This window comes from Streptomyces sp. NPDC028928, from assembly GCF_055564915.1.
Genome location: NZ_JBVHVI010000004.1, coordinates 473,217 through 499,394 on the forward strand (window position 1 = coordinate 473,217; position 26,178 = coordinate 499,394).

Here is a 26,178-nt window from a genome sequence, read left to right on the forward strand (position 1 = left end):
AGCGTGCGGCAGAATCGACCAACGATGAGCACCTACCGCGACCTCACCGCCCCCATCGGTTCCCGCCGCGCCCCGGTCCTGCGCACCGTCGGCACACGAGAGCGCCGGTCCCACCTGACCGCACCCCGTGTGCCGACGGTCGGCATCGACATCGGCGGCACCAAGGTCATGGCGGGCGTCGTGGACGCCGACGGCAACATCCTGGAGAAGCTCCGCACGGAGACCCCGGACAAGTCCAAGAGCCCCAAGGTCGTCGAGGACACCATCGTCGAACTGGTCCTGGACCTGTCCGACCGGCACGACGTGCACGCGGTCGGCATCGGCGCCGCCGGCTGGGTCGACGCCGACCGCAACCGGGTCCTGTTCGCCCCCCACCTGTCCTGGCGCAACGAACCCCTGCGCGACCGCATCGCCAGCCGCCTCGCCGTGCCGGTCCTGGTGGACAACGACGCCAACACCGCCGCCTGGGCCGAATGGCGCTTCGGCGCCGGCCGCGGCGAGGACCACCTGGTCATGATCACCCTCGGCACCGGCATCGGCGGCGCGATCCTGGAGGACGGCCAGGTCAAGCGCGGCAAGTTCGGGGTCGCCGGCGAGTTCGGCCACATGCAGGTCGTCCCCGGCGGGCACCGCTGCCCGTGCGGCAACCGCGGCTGCTGGGAGCAGTACAGCTCCGGCAACGCCCTCGTCCGCGAGGCCAAGGAGCTGGCCGCGGCCGACTCCCCGGTGGCCTACGGGATCATCGAGCACGTCAAGGGCAACATCCACGAGATCACCGGCCCGATGATCACCGAGCTGGCCCGCGAGGGCGACGCGATGTGCGTGGAGCTGCTCCAGGACATCGGCCAGTGGCTCGGCGTCGGCATCGCCAACCTCGCCGCCGCCCTCGACCCCTCCTGCTTCGTGATCGGCGGCGGTGTCTCGGCCGCCGACGACCTGCTCATCGGCCCGGCCCGGGACGCCTTCAAGCGCCACCTCACCGGCCGCGGCTACCGCCCCGAGGCCCGCATCACCCGCGCCCAGCTCGGCCCCGAGGCCGGCATGGTGGGCGCCGCCGACCTGGCCCGGCTGGTCGCCCGCCGGTTCCGCCGGGCCAAGCGGCGCCGGGTGGAGCGGTACGAGCGCTACGAGCGGTACGTCCAGGGCCGCCGCGACCGGGACACCGCATGACCTCGTCGCTGCCCCACCAGGGCGGCCCCCCGGACGAGCCGCAGCGGCCCGCCGAGGACCCCCGGCACAAGGCGAAGCGCCGGGCGCTCACCCTGCTCATCATCGTCCTGCTCATCGGCGTCCCGGCCGGCTACCTGGTGATCTCCGCGAACCAGAGCCGCAACAGCGGCAAGGACAAGGAGGCCAAGTACTCGGCGACCGGCCTCACCCCGGGCTGGCCGTCGAAGGTCCAGCGCCGCCTGTACCAGGTGTCCGTCCCGCACCCCGCCGACGACATCGCCTACTACGAGACGAACAACTGGAAGACCAGCCGGCTCTACGTCCAGTTCCGCACCAACCCCGCCGGCCTGGACAGCTTCCTGGGCGCCATGGGCGTCCGCCGCGACCAGCTGAAGAAGAACGAGATCGCCGTCGGAGAACGCGACCGGAAAGTCAGCGGCTGGACCTTCGGCGGCCCGGGCCCCTGGTGGGGCCTGACCCACGAACAGAGGAACCCGGCACCCACCCAGGACGTGGTCGTCAACCTGTCCGACCCGGAGCAGCCGGTGGTGTTCGTCGTCTCCCGCACGGTGCCGTAACCGGGCCCGTGACCGGCCTCGGAGCCGATTGTCAGACCCCGCCCGTAGAGTCGGAGACGACTGGTCCGAGGCAAGGGCGGGAGGTGGCAGGACGTATGAGCGGCACGGCTGCGGTGGCCGAGCGCACGGGTGGGTCCCGCGAGACGGGGACCGGGCACCCGCTCCCGGTGCGCCTCGCGTCCGTCTACCTGCCCGCGCCCCTGCCGCGCCAGGGCCGCCTCGCCTTCTGGGACCCCGACGGCGCCCCGCTGCCCGACGGCGCCGGGACCGCCACGGAGGAGCTGACGGTCGTACGACGGCACGGTGCCGGGGCGCGCCGCCGGCAGGTGCCCGCCCTCACCCTGCCGCTCGCCGAGGCCCTGCCGCTGCTGGTCCGTGCCCGGCGCGACCCGGCCGCCCACCCGGCCACCGCCTGCTGGGGCGCCGCCGCCCTGCACGCGCTGCGGCTCGTCGCCCGCGGCCGGCTGCTGCCGGGCCTCACCCCGGGCGGCCACGACGCCTGGCGGGCCGGCCCGCTGGAGCCCGAGGACATCGCCCACCTGCGCGCCATCGCCGCGGCCCTGCCCGCCGAGGGCCACGCCGTGCCCCTGCCCGGCCCGGGCCCGCTGTGCCTGCCCGAGCCCGAGGCCCTGGTGCGCTCCTTCCTGGACGCGGTCGCCGACACCCTGCCCCGCACGCCCGCGGCCCCCTTCACCGCCGGCCGGCCCTTCGCCGCCCGCGAGCCCCAGCACCTGCCCGAGGCCCATGAGTGGGCGGCCGAGGTCGCCGCCGGCATGGACGCGGGCGTCCGGATCTCGCTGCGCCTGGACCTGTCCGCGTACGACGTCTTCGACGCCGGCGAACGCGAGGGGACGCGTGCCGCGGGGGCGGCGATCGTGCAGGTCCACAGCCTCGCCGACCCCACCCTGGTGGCCGACGCGGCGGCCCTGTGGACGGGGGAGGCCGATGCGGCGTTCGGGCCCCGCGCGCGCGTGGACGCGGCCCTCGCCGTCCGGCGCGCCGCCCGGGTGTGGCCGCCCCTGGACCGCCTCGCCGAACAGGACGTGCCCGACGTCCTCGCCCTCACCGAGGAGGAGCTGGGCGAGCTGCTCGGCGTGGCGGCGGGCCGGCTGGCCGCCGCCGGGGTCGCCGTCCACTGGCCCCGCGACCTCGCCCGCGACCTGACCGCCACCGCGGTGGTCCGCCCGGCGCCCGGCTCGGCGACCGACGGCACCGGCTTCTTCGAGAGCGAGGACCTGCTCCGGTTCCGCTGGCAGCTGGCGCTCGGCGGCGATCCGCTCAGCGAGGCCGAGATGGACACCCTCGCCGAGACCCACCGCCCCGTCGTACGGCTCCGGGACCGCTGGGTGCTCGTCGACCCCGCCCTGGTCCGCAAGGCCCGCAAGCGTGAACTCGGCCTGCTCGACCCGGTCGACGCGCTGTCCGTCGCCCTCACCGGCGAGGCCGAGGTGGACGGCGAGACCGTCGACGTCGTCCCCGCCGGCGCGCTGGCCGCCCTCCGCGACCGGCTCACCGCGGGCCTGCGCCCCGCCACCCCGCCCCCCGGCCTGAACGCCACCCTCCGCGACTACCAGCTGCGCGGCCTGGCCTGGCTCGACCTCATGACCTCCCTCGGCCTCGGCGGCTGCCTCGCCGACGACATGGGCCTCGGCAAGACCGTCACCCTGATCGCCCTGCACCTGAAGCGGGCCCGCACCGAGCCGACCCTCGTCGTCTGCCCGGCCAGCCTCCTCGGCAACTGGCAGCGGGAGATCACCCGCTTCGCGCCCGGCGTCCCCGTCCGCCGCTTCCACGGCCCCGACCGCACCCTGGACGAGGTGACCGGCGGCTTCGTCCTCACCACGTACGGCACCATGCGCTCCACCGCCGCACAGCTGGCGCGGCAGCCCTGGGGCATGGTCGTCGCCGACGAGGCGCAGCACGTGAAGAACCCCTACTCCGCCACCGCCAAGGCGCTGCGCACCATCCCGTCCCCCGCGCGCGTGGCGCTGACGGGCACCCCCGTGGAGAACAACCTCTCCGAACTGTGGGCCCTGCTCGACTGGACCACCCCCGGGCTCCTCGGCCCGCTGAAGTCCTTCCGCGCCCGGCACGCCCGCGCGGTCGAGACCGGCGAGGACACGGAAGCCGTGGAGCGCCTGTCCCGCCTGGTCCGCCCCTTCCTGCTCCGCCGCAAGAAGTCCGACCCCGGCATCGTGCCCGAGCTGCCGCCCAAGACGGAGACGGACCACCCGGTGCCGCTCACCCGGGAGCAGGCCGCGCTGTACGAGGCGGTGGTGCGCGAGTCGATGCTGGCCATCGAGACGGCGCAGGGCATGGCCCGCCGGGGCCTGGTGCTGAAGCTGCTCGGCGCGCTCAAGCAGATCTGTGACCACCCCGCGCTCTACCTCAAGGAGCAGCCGGACCCCGATCGCCTGGCCGCCCGCTCCGGCAAACTCGCCCTCCTGGACGAACTGCTGGACACCCTGCTCGCGGAGGACGGCTCGGCCCTCGTCTTCACCCAGTACGTCGGCATGGCCCGCCTCCTCACCGCCCACCTGTCCGCCCGCGCGGTCCCCGTCGACCTGCTGCACGGCGGCACGCCGGTCCCCGAGCGCGAGCGCATGGTCGACCGCTTCCAGAGCGGCGGGACCCCGGTGCTGGTGCTGTCCCTGAAGGCCGCCGGCACCGGCCTCAACCTCACCCGCGCCGGCCATGTCGTCCACTTCGACCGCTGGTGGAACCCGGCCGTCGAGGAACAGGCCACGGACCGCGCGTACCGCATCGGGCAGACCCAGCCCGTCCAGGTCCACCGCCTGGTCACCGAGGGCACGGTGGAGGACCGCATCGCCGAGATGCTCGCCTCCAAGCGCGCCCTCGCCGACGCCATCCTCGGCTCCGGCGAGGCCGCGCTCACCGAACTCACGGACCGTGAACTCTCCGACCTGGTCTCCCTGCGGAGGACGCCATGACCGGCACCGACGGCCCCCGCCCCGCCGACGCCGCCCGCCGTGCCCTGCGGGCGGCACGCCACGGAGCCGACACCGACAGCACGGGGGCGGAATCGGGGGACCTGTCGCCGAAGGTGCCGTCCGGTGACGGCGGCGGTGAGCCGGGCGATGCGGCGCGGAGGGCGCTGTCCGGCGGTGACGACGTCGAGCCGGAGGACGTGACGCGCGCGGTGCCGTCCCCTGAGAGCGCGGCGCGGCCCGGGGACGTGGCGCGGGCGGCGCTCCGGGCTGCCTTCTCCACGCGGCGGGGAGACGCGTCGACGACCGGCGGCGCGGCGCCGGCGGATGATGCCGCCGGCCCCGTGGCGGGCGAAGGACAGGAGGAGCCCGCGCCCGCCGTGCCGGAAGCCGGGGCGGCTGGTTCGAGTGCGGGTCCGGCCGGTTCCGGTGACCGTGCTGCCGGTGTCTCCGGTGGGCGGCCCGGCGACGCGGCGCGGGAGGCGCTGCGTGCGGCCCGGCGGGAGGCGCTGCGCGCCGAGGCGGCGGAGCCCCGGCGTGAGCGGCGGGCACCGGCGCCTTCCGGTTCCGCAGCGCCCGCGCTGGGGGAGGCCCGGGCCACCAGGGCCCAGGCCGTGCAGGAGATGCGGCACTACCTGGCGACCGCCTTCCGCATGCCCACCTGGGCGGACACCTCCGACGAGCCGGAACACCCCGCGCACGTCACCCCCGCGCCCACACCCGCACCCACCGAGCCGGCCCCGCCGACGTCATCCCCGTCGCCCCCGCCCCCGCCCCCGGCCCCCGCCCCCGCGACCCCGCACGCACCCCCCACCATGGCCACCCCTCACCGCGACACCGAACTCCGCCGTACCTTCCCGGCGTTCGCGGTGCGGGAGGACTCGGGGGAGGAGGCCTCGTTCGCCGGGACCTGGTGGGGGAACGCCTGGGTGACGGCGCTGGAGCGGGGGGCGTTGGACGGCAAGCGGCTGGCTCGCGGGCGGGGGTACGCGGAGCAGGGGCATGTGGACGCGATCACCGTCACGCCGGGGCTGGTGCTGGCCTATGTGCGCGGGAGCCGGCCCCGCCCCTACCGGGTGCAGGTGCGGGTGCGGACGCTGGGGGACGAGGACTGGGAGAGGTTCCTGGACGCGGCGGCCGACCGTCCGGGGCACATCGCGGCGCTGCTCGACAAGGAGCTGCCCCACTCGCTCGCCGACTGCGGCGTGCCCCTGCTGCCCGGGCCCGGTGACCTCGCCCCCCGGTGCAGCTGCCCCGACTCCGGCCACCCCTGCAAGCACGCCGCCGCCCTCTGCTACCAGACGGCCCGCCTGCTCGACGCCGACCCGTTCGTGCTGCTCCTGCTGCGCGGCCGGGGCGAGAAGGAGCTGCTCGACGCGCTGTCCCGGCGCAGCGCCGCCCGCGCGGCCCGTGCCGCGCGGGAAGGGCAGCCGCAGACCCTGCCCGGCGTCCGGGCCACCGAGGCCCTCGCCGCGCGTGAACGTCCGCCGCTGCCCCCGCCGTTGCCGGTGCCCCCGCACCCCGAGCAGCCCCCGGTCTATCCCTCGGCACCCGGCGGCCCGGACCCCTTCGCGCTGGACCAGCTGGCCACCGACGCCGCCGCCCGCGCCCACGCCCTGCTCGGCACCGGACGCGACCCGGTCGGCGAGCTGACCCTGTGGCAGGACGCGGTACGGCTCGCCGCGGCCCGCCCCGGTTCCGGGCTGACCGCGGCCACCCGGGCGCTGTACGCCACGCTCGCCGATGCCGCCGGCCGCACCCCGGCCGACCTCGCGCGTGCCGTCGCGGCCTGGCGGCAGGGCGGTCCGGCGGGCCTGGCCGTCCTGGAGGAACCGTGGGACCCGCCGGCCGGGCGTTTCGACCGGGCCCGCCCGCTGCTGCTCGCCGCCGACCTCCCGGCGTTCCGCCCCTGGCGCAACCGGCTGACCCACCCCCGCGGCCACGTCCAGCTCCGCCTCGGCCGCGACGGCCTCTGGTACGCCTACGAGTCGGAGCCCGGCCAGGAGGACTGGTGGCCCCGCGGCACCCCGGACCTCGACCCGGTGGGCGCGCTGACCGGGCTCGGCACACCCGACGACGCCCGGTGAACGACGCCCGGTGAGCCACGCCCGCCGACCGTGATCAGCCCTGGCGCGCGTACCGGTTGCGGGGCGTCGGCAGGCCCAGCCGCTCGCGGAGGGTCCCGGTGCCGTACGCGCTGCGGAACGCGCCGCGGCGGCGCAGTTCCGGCCCCAGCCGCCGGGTGATCGCGGTGAGGTCGTGCGGCAGCGCGCCCGGCCGCAGGCGGAAGCCGTCCAGTCCGGCGGTGCGCCAGTCGAGCAGCAGGTCGGCCAGTTCACCGGGGCTGCCCGTGAAGACGAGGGCGTCCGAGGTGTACTCCGCGCCGTCCAGTGCGTCCAGGCGCTCCTTGCGGCGGGCGGCGGCGCCGGGCTCGTCGTCCAGGAAGACGACCAGGTCCGCGAACCTGCGCAGCGGCCCGTCCCGCGGGTCCCGGCCCACCCGGTCCGCGGCCTCGTCCACCTGCGCGAGGATCGCCTTGGCGTCCGTGCGGTCGAACGGTGTCACGAACACGATGTCGCTGCCACGCGCAGCGAACTCGTACGGCGTCGAGGCGTGCGCGAGGCTCGCCACCACCGGCTGGCCCTGCGGCGGGCGCGGGGTGATCGAGGGGCCCTTGACACTGAAGCAGGCGCCCTCGAAGTCGATGTGGTGCAGCTTGTCGCGGTCGAGGAAGCGGCCCGTGGCCGTGTCCCGTATCTCCGCGTCGTCCTCCCAGCTGTCCCACAGCCGCCGGGCCACCTCCACCACGTCGGCGGCCTCCGCGAACAGCGGGCGCAGCCGTGCGGCGATCAGTTCCGGGTCGCGGAGGTCGTCGTCGGTCAGCTGCGGGGTCGTACGGCGGCCGAAGTGGGCGGCGTCGGCGGCGCGCGAGGCGATCTGCGGACGCCAGCCCGCGCGGCCCTCGCTGACATGGTCGAGAGTGGCGATGCCCACGGCGACGTGGAAGGGCTCGGTGTGGGTGACGTTGACCGTGGGGACCAGGCCGATGTGCGTGGTGAGCAGGGCGAGATGGGACGCGAGCAGGACCGCGTCCAGACTGCCGCGGACCTGGTCGGTCCGGTCGTCGGGGCGGTGCGGCGCGGCCGACTGCGGACCGAGGGCGTCCTCGAAGGTGACGAGGTCGAGAAGGCCGCGCTCGGCTTCCGTGACCAGGTCCGCCCAGTACCCGGGGGTGAACAGGGCGCCGGGACGGGCGTCCTCCGACCGCCAGGCCGCGGGGTGCCAGCCGGCACCGTCGAGGGCGACGGCGAGGTGCAGCAAGCTGTCGTTCACGATGCACTCCCTTCCCGCTGGGCCGAAGCGGCGCCGGACGTGCGCTCGGTGTCCGGCAGCCGGCGCAGGCCGAGGTGGTCCCGCAGCGTCGTGCCGGTGTAGTCGGGGCGGTGGACGCCCTTCTCCTGGAGCAGGGGCACCACCCGGTCGACGAAGTCGTCGAGGCCGCCGGGCGTCAGATGCGTGGCGAAGACGAAGCCGTCCGCGCCGTCGGTCTGCACGAAGTGGTCGATGGCGTCGGCGACGGTGTGCGGGCTGCCGACGAAGGTCTGCCCGCCGTGCACCTCGATGACCAGCTCGCGGATGCTCAGCCCGCGCTCCTCGGCCAGGGCCCGCCAGCGCCGGGCGGTCTCGGCACGGCCCGTGCGGAACACGGAGTGCCCCTTGAGGACCAGCGACTCGGGCTCCGGGTCGATGTCGGGCAGCGGCCCGTCGGGGTCGTACGCGGACAGGTCGCGGCCCCAGACGGCCTCCAGATGGGCGATCGCGGTCTGCGGACTCACCTGGGCGCGGGTGATCTCGTCGGCGTAGGCCGCGGCTTCCGCGTCGGTGTCGGCGACGACCACGGTGGCGGTGGGCATGATCCGCAGGTCGTCCGGTGAGCGGCCGTACCGGGCGAGCCGGCCCTTGACGTCGCGGTAGAAGGCGCGGGCCTCCTCCAGCCGGTTGTACTTGCTGAACACCACCTCGGCGTCCGACGCCGCGAAGTCACGGCCCGCGTCGGACTCCCCGGCCTGGATGATCACCGGGTGCCCCTGCGGGCTGCGCGGGGTGGTGAACCGTCCCGCGATGTCGAAGTGCCCGCCGTGGTGGGCGAACTCACCGGCCCCGGGGCGCACGAACCGCCCGGACACCGGGTCCGCGGGCACATCCGCGCGGTCCCAGCTGTCCCACAGCTCACGCGCCGTGGCCAGGAACTCGGCGGCGCGGGTGTAGCGGTCGGCCTCGGCGAGGAAGCCGCCGCGGCGGAAGTTCTCCCCGGTGAAGGCGTCGAAACTGGTCACCACGTTCCAGCCGGCCCGCCCGCCGCTGAGGTGGTCCAGGGTCGCCAGCCGGCGCGCCACCTCGTACGGTTCGTTGAACGTGGCGTTGACGGTGGCGGCGACCCCGAGACGCGTGGTGGCGGCGGCCAGGGCGCTCAGCATCGTCAGGTTGTCCGGGCGGCCGGCCACGTCCAGTTCGTAGACGCGGCCCTTGTGCTCGCGCAGCCGCAGTCCCTCGGCGAGGAAGAAGAAGTCGAACTTGCCGCGCTCAGCGGTCCGCGCGAGGTGCACGAAGGAGCCGATGGCGATCTGGCTCCTGGAGCGCGGGTCCGACCAGACGGTGACGTTGTGGATGCCCGGCAGCTGGGCCGCGAGATGGATCTGCTTCGTCAAGATGCTCCTTCTCGAGCGCGGGGGGAAACGGCCCCGGGCGGCGCGGTGTCCGGCACCGCGCGTGCCCGGGGTCCTCGACAGGTGTTCGGGCGGTTCAGCCCGCGGACACCTCGGGTAGCTGCCCGACGTGTCCCATGCGGTAGCCGACCCCGCGCACCGTGATGATCCAGCGGCTGGAGCCGAGTTTCGCCCGCAGGCTGCTCACGTGCGTGTCGATGGTGCGGCTGGTGCTGACCCAGTTGCTGCCCCAGACCTTGGCCATCAGCTCCTTCCGGGAGACGACGGAGTCGGGCCGGGCGGCCAGGGTGTAGAGCAACTCGAACTCCGTGGCCGTCACGTCGACGACACGGTCGCGCAGCCGCACCTCCCGGGTCCGCGGGTCGATGTGCAGCGGCCGGAGCGAGATGCTGTCCGCGCCGACGGAGTGCGGACGGGTGCGCCGCAGCACCGCTTCGATCCGCGCACCGATCTCGCGCGGACTCCACGTCCTCAGCACACAGTCGTCCGCTCTCGCCTTGAGCGCGAGCACCCTTTCCAGTTCGTTGTCCCGGTGCGTGCAGGCGATCAGCGGAATATCGCTTTCCGCCCGCAGCGTGCGGCAGACCTCCAGTCCGTCGATGTCGGGCAGATCCAGGGACAGCAGCACCAGATCGGCGTCGTGGTAGGAACGCAGGATCCGTGACCCCCGGTCGACGGTGTGGGCCGCGTAGCCCTGCCGGCGCAGATCACCCGCCGTAGTCTCGGCCGCGGTGGCGTCCGGCTCTACGACCAGCACTTTCTTCACGCTCCCAGGCCTTTCGCTCCGGCGTCCGCCCAGTAGCCCGTGGCGTCGGCGCCGGCCGCGGCCAGCCCTGCGGCCGGCGCGGGGACAGCGCCGTGAGCGCCGCACAGGTGCTGGTAGGCGTACGCTGCCGAGACCATGGTCATGTGGTGGTGCCAGCCGGGGAAGGAACGGCCCTCGAAGTCGAGCACACCGAATTCCTCCCGCAGCGTGGTCACGGTCCGGCGGGCGACGGCCTGGCTCCGGGCCAGCGCCAGGACCTCCTCCACGCCCCGGCCCATCAGGCTGGTGATCCAGTACCGGGCCGGCTGGCCGCCGTCGGCGGAGAGCTGTTCGAGGACGTGGTACGTACGCGAGACGCCGTCCTTGGCGGCCCCGCGCTGGGACAGACGTACCGGCCCCGTGTACACGTTGACCCGTACGGCCCGCGACATCCCGTGCTCGGCCGGGCGCATGAGCACATGCGGCTGCCGGGCGTGCGGTTCCTCCATCAGCTCCCCGACGGTGATCACCCTCGGGGACGGGCGTCCGACGAGGACGATCTGTCCGGAGTCGACCTCGCACACGAAGTCGAGCCCGCGGCGGGCGAGTCCGGCCATGACGCCGCTCGCGTCGTCGCACCGCTGCGTGAGGTTCAGCACCCAGGGCGCCGTGGGCAGCGGCGGGTGCGCGGTGGTGACCCCGGCGGCGAAGCCGAGGACGAACGCCCCCACGGGGCGCCCGGTCTCGGTGTCCGGTATGCGCGCACGGCGCCTGCGCAGATCGTCCCAGTCCCACGCTCCGTCGAGGACGAGGCTCCAGTCGACGGGGAAGCACCGGGTGCCCGTCGACAGGAAGAGCCCCACCCCGCGCTGGCAGTTGATGGTGCGTCCGGTCGCTTGGTCGAGGCGACGGTGCACCCCCACCGAGTGCTCGCCCTGCTTCGGGATCAGGAGATCGGCGACCGTCCAGGCGTACGCCGGCCGGTTCGCCGCGATGGTCCGGCCGAGCGCGCGGCGCACCGGTTCCCAGCTCCATGTGCTGCTGTTGATGAACTGGTGCAGGCCGTGCGCCGCTCCGGCCGGCAATAATCCGGCCTCGGCCATGCGCCGCGGGGTCTTCTTGCCGGGGGTGTGGATCAGCCCCCACAAGTAGGCCCGGGCCCAGCGGCGTTGTTCCGCGCGGTGCAGCGGATTGAATACGCTTTCAACAAACGTTTGTATGCGCTCGCGATCCCCGGCAGCGACGCGCACTCCCAATGACGACATGTTTAACTACGCCCCCTCGCAGTCGTGTCGTCCCACAGTGTTCGTGTGGATGTACGGGCAGTCGTACGAGGGACAAAGCTACCGGCTGCATCGCTAAATTCACGCCTTGTGCTGTCACTTTGACATTTCGGCCGCTGACCAGCGGGAACGGGGTCGGGGGAGGGGTGGGGCCAAGGGCGGTGAAGGGGCCGGGGAAAGCCCTTGCGCCCCTTCCGTGACCCACGGAACAGGACCGGTTTCCACTGGTCAGGCGGAGGGAGCCGGGCATTCCGCCGGAGGCCGGGGCCACCGGCGGAGAAGGGCCGAAAGAAAGCCCGCGTACCGTCACCGGTCTGTGAACATCACATTGCGCGCCGTCGCGCCGGGAAGCCGTGGCGGCGCGCGGCGAGCACCACGGCCAGCACCGGCACCAGGAGCAACAGCACCGTCCAGGGGAAGGAACCGCTGCCGGTCGCGTCCAGCAGCACGCCGCCGAGCACACCGCCGCCGGCCATGGCCACGTTCCAGAGCGTGACGAGCATCGCCTGCGCCGCGTCGGCCTGGTCGCCGCCCGCGTCGCCGACGGCGGTCTGCAGCAGCGTGGGCAGTCCGCCCCAGCCCAACCCCCACAGGACGGCGGCGACGTACACCAGGGCGCCGCCGCCGTTCAGCGCCGCGAGCAGCGCGGCGGCGGCAGCCACCAGCAGGGTGCTGGCGACGGTCAGCGAGCGCAGCCGGTGCTGGATCTGGGCGCCCACGATCCAGATGCTGAGCAGCGAGGTGACACCGAAGGCGAGCAGGACCAGATCGGTCTGGTCACCCATGTCCAGGCCGTCCAGGAAGGTGGCGATGTACGCGTACAGCACCGTGTGGGCCAGCACGAAGACGAGCGTGACGAACAGTACCGGGCGCACCCCCGGGACACCCAATGCCCGCAGCATCCGCGGGCGTTCGCCGCGGGGCTGGCCCGGGTAGTCGGGCACGGCGGCGGTGATCCACAGCAGCAGCACCACCGTGAGCGCCGTCATCGCCAGGAACGCCACCCGCCAGCCGAGGGCCTGGCCGAGGAAGGTCCCGGCGGGCACGCCGAGGGAGAGCGCCACCGGAATGCCCGCCATGGCGACGGCGATGGCCCGGCCCTGCAGGGGGACCGGCGCCATGCGCCGCGCGTAGCCGGCGAGCAGGGCCCACGCGAGGCCCGCGGCGACACCGGCGAGGAAGCGGGCCACCATCGTCAGGCCGTAGACGGACGACACGGCCGTGACCGTGTTGGCCACGGCGAAGCCCGCGACGGCGGTGAGCAGCAGCCGCTTGCGCCGCCAGCCCGCGGTGGCCGCGGTCAGCGGGATCGCGGTGAGCGCGGTGCCGATGGCGTAGATGGTGACCGTCTGCCCGGTCGCGGACTCGCTCACCCGCAGGTCATGGCTCATGTCGGGGAGCAGGCCCGCGGGCAGCGTCTCGGTCAGGCTGGTGATGAACACCACGGTGGCCAGGGCGAGCAGCGCGAGCATCGGCAGTTTCTGCGGCGGCTCCTCGCTCGCCCGCCGGCTGGGCGGCGCGGCGCCGGCAGGGGTGGCGGTGTCGGGTGAGGCGCTCATGGGCTGTACTCCTGATCTGCTGGGGCGATGCCCGTGGGCCACGGCGGGGGGAGGGGGATCCGCCGTGACGCTGCCGGGCACTCCCGGCAGCCGGACATCCGGGGAGTACGACTGTGCGCGCGGCCACTTCGGGAATGCTTCGGAAAGCCTTCGGGAACGCTTCGGGGCCGGTGCCGGAACAGAACGGGCCCGGGACGGAACCGGAACCGAGCGGACGCATTACGGACCGGGTACGGTGGTGCACATGCGGTTAGGGGTGCTCGGACCACTCGCGGTGTGGGACGACGAAGGGGAGCGGCTTCAGGTCCCCGAGACCAAGGTGCGGGCGCTGCTGGCGGATCTGCTCGCGCACGACGGCGGCCCCGTCTCCGCGGACCGGCTCATCGACGATCTCTGGGGCGACCATCCCCCCGGCAATCCGTCGGGCGCGCTGCAGGCCAAGGTCTCGCAGTTGCGCCGGGTGCTCGGCCGGGAACGGCTGGTGCGGCAGCCGCCGGGGTACGGGCTGCGGCTCGGCCCCGCCGACGACGTGGACGCCGACCGCTTCGGCCGGCTCGTCGCCGAGGCCCGCTCCGTCGCTGACCCGCGCGCGCGGGCCGAACTGCTCACCGAGGCCCTCCGGCTGTGGCGCGGACCGGCGTACGCGGACTTCGCCGACGAGGAGTTCGTCCGCGCGGCCCGGGAGTGCCTCGCGGAACAGCGGCTGGCCGTGCTGGAGGAGCGGGCCGAGGCCCGCCTGGCGGCGGGGGACCACCTGCTGCTCGCCGGCGAACTGGCCGCGCTCGTGGCCGAGCACCCGCTGCGGGAGCGGCTGCGCGCCGTGCAGATGCAGGCGCTGTACCGGGCCGGCCACCAGGGCGAGGCCCTCGCGTCGTACGAGGACCTGCGCAGCCGCCTCGCCGCCGAACTGGGCGCCTGCCCCGCCCCCGCCCTGAGCGCCCTCCACCAGGCCATGCTCCGCCAGGACCCAGGCCTGGACGCGCCGCCACCGTACGCCGGTTCCCTGCACGGCGCTCCGCTGCACACAGGTCCAGCGGAAGGGGCACCGCCGCACGGCGCTCCGCTGTACACCGGGTCGTCGCATGCCGCGGCGTCGAATCCCGGGGTGTCTCCTGTCGCGCCGCCGGATGCCGGCCTGGCGCAGGACGGGCCCCGGCAGGGGGGCTTGCCGCAGGCTGGGCCACCTCACGCCGGCCCGCAGTACACAGGCCAGCCGCATGCCGCGCCGCCGCACGCTGGTCAGCCGCATGCCGCGCCGCCGCACGCCCACCCGCCGCACGCCGGCCTTCCTCCTTCCGCGCTGCCGCCCTCCGCACCCTCGCACGCGGCGTCACCGCACACCGCGCCGGCGCACAGTGGCGCGCCGCACGCCGAGGCGTCCAACCCCGGCGCGTCCCACGCCGATCCGGCGCTCGCCGGTGAGCCGTCCGCTGCGGCGCCGTACGCCGGGCTCCTGCACGCCGGCCCGCCGCACGCCGGTCGGCCGCAGGCCGCGACCGCGCCCACCATGTCTCCCTCCGCCCCGCCGGCATCGCGTCCCGGCGTCGCCCCGGCGACCAACCTGCCCGTGCCCCTCACCGCGCTCATCGGGCGTGAAGAGGCTCTCGGGCTGATCTCCCGGATGCTCGGGCGGCAGCGGCTCGTCACGCTCACCGGGCCCGGCGGGGTCGGCAAGACCCGCCTGGCGGTGGCCGCCGCGCAGGGCGTCGCCGGGGGGCTGCACGACGGGGCCTGGTTCGTGGAGTTCGCGGGGGTGCGCAGTGCCACCCCCGACGACCTCGCGGACCTCGTCGCCGCGACCCTCGGCATCCGGGACGACGCCCCCTCCGCCCCGCCCGCCACCGGCACCGGGGCCACCTCCCCCGTGCACCGGCTGACCGCCGCCCTGCGCGACCGCCGTACCCTGCTGGTGCTGGACAACTGCGAACACGTCGTCGCGGCCGCCGCCGAGCTGGTCGCGCTGCTCCTGCGCAGCGCCCCCCAGCTGCGCATCCTCACCACCAGCCAGGAACCGCTCGCCCTGGCCGGCGAGGCCGTGTTCCTGGTCGAGCCGCTCCCCACCCCGGACGCCGTACGCCTGTTCACCGAGCGGGCCGCCGCCTGCGCGCCCGGTTTCCGGCTCGGCACGGGCGAGGGGCCCGACCACGCCGCCGTGGCCGAGATCTGCCGCCGCCTGGACGGCATCCCGCTCGCCCTGGAACTCGCGGCGACCCGGGTACGCGCCCTGGGCGTACGGGAGCTGGCCGCCCGCCTCGGTGACCGGTTCCGGGTGCTGACCTCCGGGCAGCGCGGCGCGCCCGCCCGCCAGCAGACCCTGCGCGCGATGATCGACTGGAGCTGGGAGCTGCTCAGCCCGCCCGAACGCCTCGTCCTGAGCCGCCTCGCCGTGCACCGCGACGGCTGCGGCCTGGATGCCGCGGAGGCGGTGTGCGCGGGCGAGGGCGTGGCCGGCGCCGACGTGCTCGACCTCGTCACCCGGCTGGTGGAGAAGTCCCTCGTGGTCGTCACGGACGGCCCGGCCGGCCCCCGCTACCGCCTCCTGGAGTCGGTCGCCGCCTACGCCACCGAGCGGTTGCACGAGACGGCCGACGAGGACGCGGTCCGGGAACGCCATCTGCACCACTACCTCGCGCTCGCCGAACACGCCGAGCACCGGCTGCGCGGTCCGGAGCAACGGGACTGGCTCACCCGCCTGGACACCGAGGCGTGCAACCTGCGCGCCGCCCTGGACGAGGCGGTACGACGGGCCGCCGACGGGCGCGGCGAAGAGGCCGTACGGCTCGCCACCGCTCTGTCCTGGTGGTGGCTGCTGCGCGGCCGGCTCACCGAGGCCCGCCGCGCCCTGGCCGCCGTCCTCACCGCCACCCCCCGCCATCCCGACCCCGAACTCGCCCTGTTGCACGGCGGGTTCCTCCTGCTGACCGGCGAGCGCACGGTGACCTGCCGCGCCGACGCCGTACCCGACCCCGTGCGCCGCGCCCGGGCGCTGTGGCTGAACGCCTACGGCAGGTTCAGCGTCGGCGACCTGGACGGCAGCCGCGCGCTGAACACCCGTGCGCTCCTCCACTTCGAGGCCGCGGACGAGCAGTGGGGGATCGCCGCCGCGCTCGGCCTGCGGGCGGCGCTCGCCCTGGTCCGCGGTGACCTGGACGGCCTGGCCCGCGACGGACGGCGCAGCCGTGCGCTCTTCCGTGAACTGGGCGACCGCTGGGGCGAACTGCAGACCGTGTCACCGCTCGCCGCGCTCGCCGAGATCAAGGGGGAGTACGCGCAGGCGGCGCACCGCCAGCACGAAGGGCTGCAGATCGCCCGGGAGTTGAGCCTGGAGGCCGAGGTGTCGGCCCGGCTGTCCGGGCTCGGCCGGCTCGCGCTGCTCGCCCAGGACTTCGACCGGGCCCGCGAACTGCACGAGCAGGCCCGCCGTATCGCCGTCGAACAGGGCTACAAGTACGGCGAGATCCACGCCGACATGGGCCTGGCGCTCGGTGCGCGGCGCTCCGGGGACGTCGACGCGGCCGAGGCGCACCTGCTGCGCATCCGCGACGCCCACGCCGACGTCTCCTCACCGGCCGGTGACCATCTGCTCCACGCCGAGCTCGGGTTCATCGCCGAACTCCGCGGCGACGCCGCCCGCTCCGCCGCCCACCACCTGCGCGGTCTGCGCATCGCCCACAGCCTGGACGAGCCGCGCGCCCTCGCCCTCTCCCTGGAGGGCCTCGCCGGCACGGCCGCGCTGTGCGGACACCGCTCCGGCGCCACCTGCGCGGCCCTGCTCCTCGGCGCCGCCCACGCCGCTCGCCGGAGCGTGGGCGCACCCCTGCCGCCCGCGGAGCGCGGTGACGTCGACCGGATCACCGCGGCGGCCGAGGGTGTCCTGGGCGGGCGGGCCTTCACCGAGGCGTTCGAACGCGGGGTGTGGCTGAGCCCCGACGAGGCGGAGCACCACGCGCGCACCGCCCTGGCCGCGCTGGCGGACAAGGCGGCCTGAACGGCGCCGGGGGTCAGCCGCCGCCGGTGCCGGAGAGGGCGGCGGCGCTCAGGCCCTCCGACGCGGTGCTGATGACACCGTCCAGGACATCACGGGAGCGGACCAGGTCGGCGATCATCCGGTCGAGCCGGCTCCGTTCCGCGGTCAGCTCGTCCACGAGCCGGGGCGTCGCGCTCGCGCTCGGTGTGCCGTCGCCGTCGCGCATGCACGGCAGCAGCTGGGCGATCTTCTTGCTGTTCAGCCCCGCGGCGTAGAGCGCCTGGATGAGGATGACCCGGTCGACGGCCCACTCGCCGTAGTCGCGGTGGCCGCCGGGGGTCCGCTCGGACGTGAGCAGCCCCTGGGCCTCGTAGTAACGCAGCGACCGCTCGCTCACCCCGCTGCGCCTGGCCAGTTCACCGATCCGCATCTTTCAACCCCTTGTCCGAGCAGAGGACTTGAATCTGACACCGGTGTCAGCTTCTAGCGTAGCGGGGCGACGAACATCGAGCCGTCTACGGAGGAAGTCCCATGAGTGACCTGACCGGCAAAGTGGCGCTGGTGACCGGCGGCAGCCGCGGTATCGGCGCGGCGGTGGCGAAGCGGCTGGCCGACGCGGGTGCCGCGGTCGCGCTGACCTACGTGCAGGCGGAGGATCGGGCCCGCCAGGTCGCCAAGAGCATCGAGGAGAACGGCGGCAGGGCCGCGGTCGTCCGGGCCGATCTGACCCGGCCGAACGACGCGGTGGAGGCCGTGGAGCAGACGGTGCGCGAGCTGGGCGGCATCGACATCCTGGTGAACAACGCGGGCTTCCTCGCCTACGGCCCGCTGGACGAGGTGACCACCGAGTACCTGGACAAGGTGCTGGCCGCCGACGTCCGGTCGGTGTTCCTGGCCTCCCAGGCCGCCGCCCGGCACATGGGCGACGGCGGGCGGATCATCAGCATCGGCTCGTGCTTCAACGGGCGTGTCCCCGCCGGGAACTTCGTCCTCCAGGCGATGGCCAAAACCGCGCTCGTCGGCCTGACCAAGGGCCTCGCCCGGGAGCTGGGACCGCGCGGTATCACCGCCACCGTCGTGGACCCGGGCCCGATCGACACCGACATGAACCCGGCCGACGGTGACTCCGCCGAGTGGCAGGCCTCCCTCACCGCCCTGGGCCGTTACGGCGAGGCCGAGGACATCGCCGCCGCGGTGGCCTACCTGGCGGGCCCGGCCGGCCGCTACATCACCGGTACCGCCCTCGCCGTGGACGGCGGTTACACCGCCTGACGGATTCCGTCCCGCACGACGGCCTCGAACCGCCCCCGCCGGCCCAGCCGGTGGGGGCGGTTTTCATGCAAAGGCAAACGACAAGCGGTTCCCGGGATTTTCCAAGTCTGAGAATCATTCGCACTTCTTGCCGGGCGTGACATTCCCTGACAGCCCTTGACACAGCTCTGACAAAGCGAGCATCGCATCTTTGCACGGGGTCACGCAGCATGTTCGGTGTCGAAAAGGAAGCAGGCTCTGGAAAAGGAGGGAACGCAATGGCTGAATCAGAGAACGAGGGCAGCCTTCCGCAGCTGCCCCATCTGTCCGACGCGACCCTGCGCGACTCCGCACACATGGGAGGTGTCGAATTCGGTCCGAAGGACGCCACGGTCATCTCCGAACTGCTGGTGAGGACCGGTATCGACCTGGTCGAGGTCGGCATGGTCTCCGGCCCCGACTCCAAGGACGCCGACCTGGTCCTCGCCACGCACGAGGCGATCGGCCCCGAGCGCAGCATGACCCTCGTGGTGGTGCGCGACCGCGAGCAGGTCAAGAAGGCCCTGGACGAGGCCGAGCGCCTGGGCGTGCGGCACATCATGTACTCCATCCCCACCTCCGAGCAGCACGCCAAGCTGAAGCTCGGCTCGCCCAGCGCCAAGTTCCTGCAGGTACTGGCGCGTTCGGCGATATCGCAGGCCAAGGAGCGCGGCTTCCACGTCACCTTCAGCGGTGAGGACGGCGCCCGCACCCCCAAGGGCCGGCTCGTGCCCTACGTCACCGCCGGCTTCGAGGCCGGGGCCGACCGGTTCCGGCTCGCGGAGACCGTCGCGTACCTCTCGCCCTGGCAGATGGAGGAGGTCATCTCCGACCTCACCGCCATCGACGGCTCCGAGATCGAGATCCACTCGCACAACATGCTGGGCATGGCCGTCGCCAACTCCCTCGCCGCCGTCCGCGCGGGAGCACAGTGGATCTCGGCCACCGTCGGCGGCATCGGCGAGCGCGGCGGCAACGCCCCCCTGGCCGAGCTGCTCACCTCGCTGCGCGTCATCCACGGCGACACCCGCTTCGACCTGACCCACCTCACGGAGCTGTCCCGGGCGGCCCTCAAGGGCGCCGGTCTCGGCAGCGCCTTCCAGTCCGGCCCGACCACCCCGCACGCCTTCGCCTACGAGCTGCCGGGCCAGCTCAGCCACCCGGAGGCGTACGAGACCCTGCCGGCCGAACTCGTCGGCAACACCCGGGAGCTGCGGGTCCGCACCCGTCTCACCCCCGCCCTCGTCAGGTGGGCGCTGGCCGGCTCGGACATCGACGTCGACATCGAGGCCTTCACCGCCTGGCTCGTCCGGCGGCAGGAGGGCAACGGCGCCCCCGTGCTGGACCAGGAGGCGGTCCGCAAGGCCGCCATCGACTTCCAGGCCGCCTGAGCGCGTCCCGCGCCACGACCGTACCCAACCTCTCCTCATCCCTCCCACCGTCACCGTGAACGGAGTTCATCCATGAGCACCGCTGTTCTCACCGGCTCGTGCCCCGAGTGCGAGACCGACCTGACCGTGCCCGAGATGGTCGAGGGCGAGACCCTCTCCTGCCCCGAGTGCATGCTGACCCTGCGCATCGAGGGCATCGAGGACGGCCGGCTGACCCTGCAGATGGTCGAGGTCCAGCTCCGCGACTGGGGCCAGTGACATGACCAACCGAGTCGCCATCGTCGCGGACCGGGTCGGCTGGGAGGAACGCCGGCTCATCGAGACCGCCCAGGACTTCGGCCTGCGGATCGACTGGGTCAACGACGAGTCCCTGTGCGCCGGCCACCGCGACGCCCTGTCCGTCAAGGGCTACGACGCGCTCATGGTGCGCAGCCGCAGCTACACCCGGGGCGGCCTGATCGCCACCCTCGCCGAGGCCGACGGCTTCCGCGTCCTCAACTCCGCCTCCGCCATCCACTCCTGCGAGAACAAGCTGGTGCTGCGCGCCGTCCTGCGCGAGGCCGGCGTCCCGGTGCCGGACTTCCGGCTCGCCCTGTCCCGCAAGGACTTCGAGAAGGCGCTGGACGAACTGGGCGTGCCGGTCGTGCTCAAGCCGGTCTACGGCGGCATGGGCAAGCGCGTGACCCTGGTCCGCGACGCCGACCTGGCGCAGTCCGTCTACGACTACGTCGAGGACCTCGGCCACGCCTTCGAGCAGGCCTGCCTGGTGGAGCCCTACCTCGGCGGCGGCTCGATCCGCTGCCTGGTCGTCGGCCGGGAGATCGTCGCCGCCGCCGAGTTCGAGAGCGCGGGCGCCGACTGGCGCAGCAACGCGGCCCTGGGCAACCAGAGCCGGGCCCTCGCCCACGACCCCGACGTGCAGAAGATCGTGGACGGCGTCGTGGACCGGCTCGGCAGCGGCATCTACGGGGTCGACCTGTTCAGGACCCCGTCGGGCTATCTCGTCAACGAGGTCAACCACGCCCCCGCCTGGCGGGGAGTTGCCTCGACGACCGGGGTCGACATCGCGTCGGTCGTCGTCCGTCACGTCCAGGAGACACTCGAATGATCCGTGTGGGAATCGTCGGCGCCTCCGGGCTCGCCGGCGGGGAACTCATCAGACTGGTCACCCAGCACCCCGAGATGGAACTGACCTTCCTGGGCGGCAACTCCAGCGCCGGAAGGCGTCCGGCCGAGCTGCACCCGGGGCTCCGTCTCGACCTGGGCCTGACCGTCGAGCCGGTCACGGCCGACCGGGTGGCCGAGCGGTGCGACGTGGTGTTCCTCGCCACGCCCGCCCCGGTCTCCGCCCGGCTCGCCGCCGAACTCGCCGACCGCGTCCCGTGCGTCACCGACCTCAGCGGCGCCTTCCGGATCCGCACCCCGGAGCTGCACGCGCGCTGGTACCCGAAGGCCGAGCGGGCCACCGAGCTGGCCGACCGCTTCGTCTACGGGGTGCCGGAACTGGTCGGTGACCAGCTGGTGGACGCCGCGCTGATCTCGGTGCCCGGCTGCTACGCCACCGCCATCACCCTGGGGCTCGCCCCGCTGACCCTCGGCCTCGGCCTGAACCTGCGCACGGTGGTCATCGACGGCAAGAGCGGTTCCAGCGGCGGCGGTCTCCAGCTGCGCGTCCCGGACCTGCACCCGCTGCGCAACGGCGCCATCGCGCCGTACGCCCCCACCGGCCACCGGCACGCCGCCGAGGTCAGCGACTTCCTGCTGCGCGGCAAGCCCGGCAGCGTCGGCTCCCTGGCCATGTCGGCGTACGGGGTGTCGCATGTGCGCGGGCTGCTGGCCAGCTCCTACGTGTACACCGACGAGCAGGTGGACCAGCGGGAACTCCAGCGCGCGTACATCAGGTTCTACAAGGAGCACCGGTTCGTCCGGGTGCGCCGGCACAACGAGACGCTGATCCCGGTGCCCGACCCGCAGGCCGTGCTCGGCTCCAACTACTGCGACGTCACCGCCCTGCACGACCCGGACGGCGGCCGGATCGTCGTCCTCGCCGCCCTGGACAACCTGGTCAAGGGTGCCGCGGGCCAGGCCGTCCAGGCCGTGAACAAGCGCTTCCGCCTGCCCGAGGAGACGGGTCTGACCATGCAGCCGGTGATGCCCGCATGAACGGGACACAGGCACAGCTCCCCCCGACCGTGGTCAAGCTCGGCGGCAGCTGCCTGGCCGACCTCGACGGCGGCTGGTGGGACGACCTCGCCAAGCACGGCCAGGAGCGGCCGCTGGTCCTCGTGCACGGCTGGTCCAAGCCGCTGAAGCAGCTCAGCCCCCGCTACAGCGAGCCCTCCGCGATCCTGCGCGACCGCTACGGCAACCAGAGCCGCTGGACCACCCCCGAGGTCATCGAGGACATCAAGACCGTCAGCGCCGAGCTGGGCCGGGAGGTGCTGAAGCGGCTCGAACAGCGCGGCATCACCGCCCGGCGGCTGCTCGGCAGCGACGGCCTGGTCCGTGCCGGCGCCGGTGAGCGCTGGTGGTGGAAGGACAAGCAGCTGGTCGAGCTGGAGAACCTGGTCGGCCCGATCACCGGCGTCGACCCGGCGCCGCTGACCGGACTGCGGCCCGGACACGCCTGTCTGGTCACGCCGCTGGCCCGGAACGAGGCGGGCCAGGAGGTGAACACCGACGCCGACCGGGCCGCCGCCGCCATCGCCGGGGCCACCGGCGCCACCGACCTGGTCCTCGTCACCGACGTCGCGCACCTGCTGATCGACGGCAAGCCGGTGTCCGAGATCACCGCCGAGGCGGCGGCGGAGTTCCGCGACAAGGGCGCCACCGGCGGCATGCGCAAGAAGCTGCGGGCCGCGGGCGAGGCCCTGGACCGGGGCGTGGAGCGGGTCGTCATCGGCAGCGCACCCGTCACGGACCTGCTCGCCGCCCGCACCGGCACCGTCATCACGCGAACCTGAGGAGCACCACCGTGGCGAAAACCCGTGTGCTGGTTGTCAACAACCGCACCCTGTCCCTGAAACAGCTGCGCGGACGCTTCGAGACGCTCGGCTCGGACACCGACACCGTCGAACCGGCCGACGTGCCCGCCCGGCTCGACGGCCGCTACCAGGCGATCGTCCTGAGCGGCACCAAGGTACGGGCCTACGACCAGGAGTACTACAAGCCGCTCGTGGACCTCGTCATGAACGCCGACGTCCCCGTGTTCGGGATCTGCGGCGGCATGCAGATCCTCGCGGTCGCGGCCGGCGGGCAGCTGGCCGAGGGCCCGCAGCGGGTCGGCGGCTACGAGGTCCAGGTCGACAAGGAAGAGCCCCTCTTCACCCATGTGAAGCCCACGGTGACGGTCTTCCACCGGCACACCCTCTACCTGAAGGAGGCCCCGCGGGGCTTCCGCTCCATCGGCCGCTCCGAGCACGCGCCCGTGGAGTTCCTGCGCTCCGACGACGGCCGGATCCACGGCTCCCAGGCGCACCTGGAGTTCCGCAGCGACGGCCTGGAGATCCTGCGGGGCTTCGCGCAGCTCTACCAGTGAACGCACCTCACCGACTGACAGGAGTACTCGGCACATGAGCCTCGACGACACCACGACGCAGGATCCCGCGCTCGTCGTGCACCTGAACGGCAGCGGCGGCACCATCAAGAGCTGGGTCGTGATCGACACGCTGGTCGACGGCCTCGCGATGGGCGGCGTCCGGATGACCCCCGGGGTGACCCAGGAGGAGGTGGCCGGCCTCGCCCGCGACATGACCCACAAGTTCACGCTCGCGGGCCTGCGCATCGGCGGCGCCAAGGGCGGCATCGTCTCCGACGGCAGCAACCGTGAGGAGACCTTCCGCACCTTCGGACGCACCGTCAAGCCCCTGCTGCACGGCGGCATCCACCTCGGCATCGACATGGGCGTCACCCCCGCCGACCGGGCCGTCTTCTTCGACGAGGCGGGCTACGACCCGCGCTACCGGCTGGGCGCCCCGGACATGCCGATCGACTGGCGCACCTACTACGAGCCGCTCATCGACGTCACCGGGCACGGCGTCGGCGTCGCCGCCGTCACCGCCCTGGAGGCGAGCGGCCGTACCGAGCCCGCCCGGGTCGTTGTGCAGGGCTTCGGCGCGGTGGGCCGCGCGGTCGCCCGGTTCCTGGAGGACCGCGGCCACGTCATCGTGGGCGTCGCGGACGCGCAGGGCACCATCAGCGCCGACCGGCTGCCCGTGGCCGACCTCGTCGCGATCACCGACGAGTTCGGGCTGATCGACCGCTCCCGTCTGCCGCAGCACGTCACCCGCTCCAGTGGCCCCGACGCCTGGCTCGACGTCGACGCCGACCTGCTGATCCTCGCCGCCCAGAAGCACGCCCTGAACGCTGAGAACGCGCACCGGCTGCGCGCCGGCCTGGTGGTCGAGGGCGCCAACCTCGCCTCCGACGCCGAGGCGCGGGAGAAGGCGCGGGCGGCCGGCGCCACCCTGGTGCCGGGCGTCATCGCCAACATCGGCGGCGCCGGCGCGGCCGCCCTGGCCGTCACCCGGGTCGTGCCCTTCGAGCTGGCGGCCGAGGCGCGCAAGGCATGGGTCTTCGACTGGATCGGCGACCGGGTGCGGGACAACACCCGGGCCCTGCTGGAGATCGCCGCCGGACGCGCCGGCGACCCGCTGCCGGAGCTGCTCGCGGTGCGACGTGGAGAACTGCGATGACGACGATCGTTCCCCCGGCACACATACCGGCGCCGGCCCCGGCGCCGGCCACGGACCGCGCGGCCGCGTACCGGTCGCGCGGCTGGTGGAGGGACGAGACGTTCCTCGACGACCTGCGGCGGCAGGCCCGGATACGGCCGCGCAAACTGGCCGTCGCCGGGCGCCGCCTGGGCGAGGCGCGTACCGACACCTTCGACTACGCCGAACTCTCCCTTCTCACCGACCGGTTCGCCGGAGCGCTGCTCGAACTCGACGTCCGGCGGGGGGACGTCGTCGCGGTCCAGCTGCCCAACCGGTGGGAGATGGTGCCGCTGATGTACGCGTGCATGGCCGTCGGCGCCGTCATCTGCCCCATCGCGCCGGAGTGCCAGGGCGAGGAGCTGCGTCACCGCCTCGAACTCACCGAGGCCCGGCTGTGCGTCACGGTCGCCGAGTGGGACGGACACCCGCTCGCCCGGGACATCGCCGCGCTCCGCGACGAACTGCCGCTGGAGCGGGTGGCGGTGGTCGGCGGCCAGGCTCCCGAGGGCACGCTCGACTTCCACGACCACTTCGTGGCGGTGCCCTGGGAAGACACGCACATGGGCGACCTGGAGGGCCGCGCACTCGGACCCGACGAGCCGTTCGTGGTGCTGTTCACCTCCGGTACGACCGGCTTCTCCAAGGGAGTCGTGCACAGCCAGAACACCGTGCACTCGGGCGTGCGCGGCTACGTGGACACCTTCCTGCTCCGCGACGACCTGGTCGCCGTCGTCACCACGCCGCTGGTGCACTACTCCGGCTTCGGCCAGGGCATCCTCGCCGGCGTGATGCTCGGCGGGACGATCGCCTTCCAGGACGGCAGGAACCACACCAGCCTGCTGGACCTGGCGGAGCGCTACCGCGCCACCCTGCTGTACGGTCCGCCGCCCACGCTCTTCGGTGTGGCGGCGGCCCAGCGCGCCGACCGGCACGACGTGTCCAGCCTGCGCTACACCGTCACCGGGGCCCAACCGGTGCTCCAGGAGCTGGTGGACGAGCTGCGCGACACCTTCGACACGGCCACGTACTCGGTGTGGGGCATGTCGGAGTTCGGTCCGATCACCATCAGCCGGCTCGACTACGACCAGGACTGGTCCGCGCACAGCCACGGCCGGGCGATCGACGCCATGGAGATCCGCATCGACCGGTGCGACGAGCCCGGCCGGCGGGCCCGGGTGGGCCGGCTGCGGGTGCGCGGCGCCTCCCAGGCGCTCGGCTACTACCGCAACCAGCGGGCCTTCGACGCCGAGCTGACCGCGGACGGCTGGTTCGACACCGGCGATGTGGCGCGGGAGGACGGCCGCGGCGGCATCCGCGTCCTGGGCCGGGCCAAGGACGCCGTCCTGCGTGACGGGATCGTCGTACCCATGGCCGAGCTGGAGGCGATCCTCTCCGCCCACCCGAAGATCGCCGAGGCGACGCTGGTCGGTCCCACGGGGCGGACGGACGACCCCGTCGTGGCCTTCGTCGTCGCGCGCGGCGGCGCCCGGCCCACGCTCCGGGAGGTCCGGGAGCACCTGCTCGACCGCGGCCAGGACCCGCGCTTCCTGCCGGACCGGCTGGAACTCGCCGAGGCCCTGCCCAAGACCCTCACCGGCAAGGTCAAGAAGGCCGAGCTCCGGCGGCGCCTCGCCGGAGACTGACCCGCCTCGTCCCGCACGGCGGGGGGGGGGGGGGGGGGGGGGGGGGGTGTGGGTGGGGGGGGGGGGGGGGGGGGGGGGGGGGAAGGGGAGGGGGGGGGGGGGGGGTGGGGGGGGGTGGGGGGGGTGGGGGGAGGGGGGGGGGGGGGGGCGGGAGGGGGGGGG

The 26,178-nt window shown here is 73.9% G+C and carries 20 protein-coding genes; 14 read left to right on the top strand and 6 right to left on the bottom strand.

What is annotated here, in order from left to right; genetic code table 11:
• Nucleotides 1-24 precede the first annotated feature (24 nt).
• The 4 genes from ACZ4U1_RS13335 to ACZ4U1_RS13350 all read left to right on the top strand — a co-directional run bounded on the left by ACZ4U1_RS13335 (nucleotide 25) and on the right by ACZ4U1_RS13350 (nucleotide 6,783).
• A complete protein-coding gene (locus ACZ4U1_RS13335) occupies nucleotides 25-1,170 on the top strand; it encodes an ROK family glucokinase (RefSeq protein WP_467902862.1) in 1,146 nt (381 codons plus the stop codon).
• The gene (locus ACZ4U1_RS13340) at nucleotides 1,167-1,748 is read left to right on the top strand and encodes a sugar kinase (RefSeq protein ID WP_467902863.1); all 582 of its coding nucleotides are present in this window, start codon (nucleotides 1,167-1,169) and stop codon (nucleotides 1,746-1,748) included. The genes ACZ4U1_RS13335 and ACZ4U1_RS13340 overlap by 4 nt, the downstream gene beginning before the upstream one ends.
• Before the next feature lie 95 nt (nucleotides 1,749-1,843).
• Complete coding sequence (locus tag ACZ4U1_RS13345) at nucleotides 1,844-4,699, top strand: DEAD/DEAH box helicase (RefSeq protein WP_467902865.1); 2,856 nt, start codon at nucleotides 1,844-1,846, stop codon at nucleotides 4,697-4,699.
• A complete protein-coding gene (locus ACZ4U1_RS13350) occupies nucleotides 4,696-6,783 on the top strand; it encodes an SWIM zinc finger family protein (protein ID WP_467902867.1) in 2,088 nt (695 codons plus the stop codon). The genes ACZ4U1_RS13345 and ACZ4U1_RS13350 overlap by 4 nt, the downstream gene beginning before the upstream one ends.
• Before the next feature lie 34 nt (nucleotides 6,784-6,817).
• Here the strand turns inward: ACZ4U1_RS13350 and ACZ4U1_RS13355 are convergent, their stop codons facing one another.
• The 5 genes from ACZ4U1_RS13355 to ACZ4U1_RS13375 all read right to left on the bottom strand — a co-directional run bounded on the left by ACZ4U1_RS13355 (nucleotide 6,818) and on the right by ACZ4U1_RS13375 (nucleotide 13,010).
• The gene (locus ACZ4U1_RS13355) at nucleotides 6,818-8,029 is read right to left on the bottom strand and encodes an LLM class flavin-dependent oxidoreductase (protein WP_467902868.1); all 1,212 of its coding nucleotides are present in this window, start codon (nucleotides 8,027-8,029) and stop codon (nucleotides 6,818-6,820) included.
• Nucleotides 8,026-9,405, bottom strand: coding sequence for an NtaA/DmoA family FMN-dependent monooxygenase (locus ACZ4U1_RS13360; protein WP_467902869.1), 1,380 nt, complete (start codon nucleotides 9,403-9,405; stop codon nucleotides 8,026-8,028). The genes ACZ4U1_RS13355 and ACZ4U1_RS13360 overlap by 4 nt, the downstream gene beginning before the upstream one ends.
• Before the next feature lie 94 nt (nucleotides 9,406-9,499).
• The gene (locus ACZ4U1_RS13365; RefSeq protein WP_467902871.1) at nucleotides 9,500-10,189 is read right to left on the bottom strand and encodes a response regulator transcription factor; all 690 of its coding nucleotides are present in this window, start codon (nucleotides 10,187-10,189) and stop codon (nucleotides 9,500-9,502) included.
• The gene (locus ACZ4U1_RS13370) at nucleotides 10,186-11,433 is read right to left on the bottom strand and encodes an IS701 family transposase (RefSeq protein WP_467902872.1); all 1,248 of its coding nucleotides are present in this window, start codon (nucleotides 11,431-11,433) and stop codon (nucleotides 10,186-10,188) included. The genes ACZ4U1_RS13365 and ACZ4U1_RS13370 overlap by 4 nt, the downstream gene beginning before the upstream one ends.
• 341 nt (nucleotides 11,434-11,774) lie before the next feature.
• Nucleotides 11,775-13,010, bottom strand: a complete 1,236-nt coding sequence (locus ACZ4U1_RS13375; protein WP_467902874.1) for an MFS transporter — start codon at nucleotides 13,008-13,010, stop codon at nucleotides 11,775-11,777.
• A 244-nt stretch (nucleotides 13,011-13,254) separates the two neighbouring features.
• On the opposite strand from ACZ4U1_RS13375, the gene ACZ4U1_RS13380 reads away from it, so the two are divergent.
• A complete protein-coding gene (locus tag ACZ4U1_RS13380; protein ID WP_467902876.1) occupies nucleotides 13,255-16,998 on the top strand; it encodes an AfsR/SARP family transcriptional regulator in 3,744 nt (1,247 codons plus the stop codon).
• 13 nt (nucleotides 16,999-17,011) lie between these two features.
• On the opposite strand, the gene ACZ4U1_RS13385 is transcribed toward ACZ4U1_RS13380, so the two are convergent.
• Complete coding sequence (locus ACZ4U1_RS13385; protein ID WP_467902877.1) at nucleotides 17,012-17,407, bottom strand: MerR family transcriptional regulator; 396 nt, start codon at nucleotides 17,405-17,407, stop codon at nucleotides 17,012-17,014.
• Between the two features lie 101 nt (nucleotides 17,408-17,508).
• Between ACZ4U1_RS13385 and ACZ4U1_RS13390 the strand changes: the two genes are divergently transcribed.
• The 9 genes from ACZ4U1_RS13390 (at nucleotide 17,509) to ACZ4U1_RS13430 (ending at nucleotide 26,016) form a co-directional block, all read left to right on the top strand.
• On the top strand, nucleotides 17,509-18,249 hold the full coding sequence (locus tag ACZ4U1_RS13390; RefSeq protein ID WP_467902879.1) for an SDR family NAD(P)-dependent oxidoreductase: 741 nt from the start codon (nucleotides 17,509-17,511) through the stop codon (nucleotides 18,247-18,249).
• 257 nt (nucleotides 18,250-18,506) lie between these two features.
• On the top strand, nucleotides 18,507-19,658 hold the full coding sequence (locus ACZ4U1_RS13395) for an isopropylmalate synthase (protein ID WP_467902881.1): 1,152 nt from the start codon (nucleotides 18,507-18,509) through the stop codon (nucleotides 19,656-19,658).
• 72 nt (nucleotides 19,659-19,730) lie between these two features.
• The gene (locus tag ACZ4U1_RS13400) at nucleotides 19,731-19,916 is read left to right on the top strand and encodes a lysine biosynthesis protein LysW (protein ID WP_356162895.1); all 186 of its coding nucleotides are present in this window, start codon (nucleotides 19,731-19,733) and stop codon (nucleotides 19,914-19,916) included.
• A 1-nt stretch (nucleotide 19,917) separates the two neighbouring features.
• Nucleotides 19,918-20,766: an ATP-grasp domain-containing protein gene (locus ACZ4U1_RS13405; RefSeq protein WP_467902882.1), complete on the top strand. Its 849-nt coding sequence runs from the start codon at nucleotides 19,918-19,920 to the stop codon at nucleotides 20,764-20,766.
• Nucleotides 20,763-21,821, top strand: coding sequence for an N-acetyl-gamma-glutamyl-phosphate reductase (gene argC / locus ACZ4U1_RS13410; RefSeq protein ID WP_467902884.1), 1,059 nt, complete (start codon nucleotides 20,763-20,765; stop codon nucleotides 21,819-21,821). The genes ACZ4U1_RS13405 and argC overlap by 4 nt, the downstream gene beginning before the upstream one ends.
• Entirely contained in the window at nucleotides 21,818-22,621 is an 804-nt protein-coding gene (locus ACZ4U1_RS13415) for an amino acid kinase family protein (RefSeq protein ID WP_467902885.1), read from the top strand. The genes argC and ACZ4U1_RS13415 overlap by 4 nt, the downstream gene beginning before the upstream one ends.
• 11 nt (nucleotides 22,622-22,632) lie before the next feature.
• Nucleotides 22,633-23,196, top strand: coding sequence for a type 1 glutamine amidotransferase (locus ACZ4U1_RS13420; protein WP_467902886.1), 564 nt, complete (start codon nucleotides 22,633-22,635; stop codon nucleotides 23,194-23,196).
• Nucleotides 23,197-23,230: 34 nt separating this feature from the next.
• Nucleotides 23,231-24,352: a Glu/Leu/Phe/Val dehydrogenase dimerization domain-containing protein gene (locus ACZ4U1_RS13425; protein ID WP_467902887.1), complete on the top strand. Its 1,122-nt coding sequence runs from the start codon at nucleotides 23,231-23,233 to the stop codon at nucleotides 24,350-24,352.
• Nucleotides 24,349-26,016, top strand: coding sequence for an AMP-binding protein (locus tag ACZ4U1_RS13430; RefSeq protein WP_467902889.1), 1,668 nt, complete (start codon nucleotides 24,349-24,351; stop codon nucleotides 26,014-26,016). Before ACZ4U1_RS13425 ends, ACZ4U1_RS13430 begins: the two co-directional genes overlap by 4 nt.
• The last annotated feature ends 162 nt before the right edge of the window (nucleotides 26,017-26,178 follow it).

Bases quoted from the DNA above. Each gene is read 5' to 3' on its own strand.
- ACZ4U1_RS13350 (WP_467902867.1), top strand. From the start codon at position 4,696: ATGACCGGCACCGACGGCCCCCGCCCCGCCGACGCCGCCCGCCGTGCC.
- ACZ4U1_RS13430 (WP_467902889.1), top strand. From the start codon at position 24,349: ATGACGACGATCGTTCCCCCGGCACACATACCGGCGCCGGCCCCGGCG.
- ACZ4U1_RS13395 (WP_467902881.1), top strand. From the start codon at position 18,507: ATGGCTGAATCAGAGAACGAGGGCAGCCTTCCGCAGCTGCCCCATCTG.
- argC (WP_467902884.1), top strand. From the start codon at position 20,763: ATGATCCGTGTGGGAATCGTCGGCGCCTCCGGGCTCGCCGGCGGGGAA.
- ACZ4U1_RS13385 (WP_467902877.1), bottom strand. From the start codon at position 17,407: ATGCGGATCGGTGAACTGGCCAGGCGCAGCGGGGTGAGCGAGCGGTCG.
- ACZ4U1_RS13340 (WP_467902863.1), top strand. From the start codon at position 1,167: ATGACCTCGTCGCTGCCCCACCAGGGCGGCCCCCCGGACGAGCCGCAG.
- ACZ4U1_RS13380 (WP_467902876.1), top strand. From the start codon at position 13,255: ATGCGGTTAGGGGTGCTCGGACCACTCGCGGTGTGGGACGACGAAGGG.
- ACZ4U1_RS13405 (WP_467902882.1), top strand. From the start codon at position 19,918: ATGACCAACCGAGTCGCCATCGTCGCGGACCGGGTCGGCTGGGAGGAA.
- ACZ4U1_RS13345 (WP_467902865.1), top strand. From the start codon at position 1,844: ATGAGCGGCACGGCTGCGGTGGCCGAGCGCACGGGTGGGTCCCGCGAG.
- ACZ4U1_RS13370 (WP_467902872.1), bottom strand. From the start codon at position 11,433: ATGTCGTCATTGGGAGTGCGCGTCGCTGCCGGGGATCGCGAGCGCATA.
- ACZ4U1_RS13375 (WP_467902874.1), bottom strand. From the start codon at position 13,010: ATGAGCGCCTCACCCGACACCGCCACCCCTGCCGGCGCCGCGCCGCCC.
- ACZ4U1_RS13390 (WP_467902879.1), top strand. From the start codon at position 17,509: ATGAGTGACCTGACCGGCAAAGTGGCGCTGGTGACCGGCGGCAGCCGC.
- ACZ4U1_RS13335 (WP_467902862.1), top strand. From the start codon at position 25: ATGAGCACCTACCGCGACCTCACCGCCCCCATCGGTTCCCGCCGCGCC.
- ACZ4U1_RS13400 (WP_356162895.1), top strand. From the start codon at position 19,731: ATGAGCACCGCTGTTCTCACCGGCTCGTGCCCCGAGTGCGAGACCGAC.
- ACZ4U1_RS13425 (WP_467902887.1), top strand. From the start codon at position 23,231: ATGAGCCTCGACGACACCACGACGCAGGATCCCGCGCTCGTCGTGCAC.
- ACZ4U1_RS13415 (WP_467902885.1), top strand. From the start codon at position 21,818: ATGAACGGGACACAGGCACAGCTCCCCCCGACCGTGGTCAAGCTCGGC.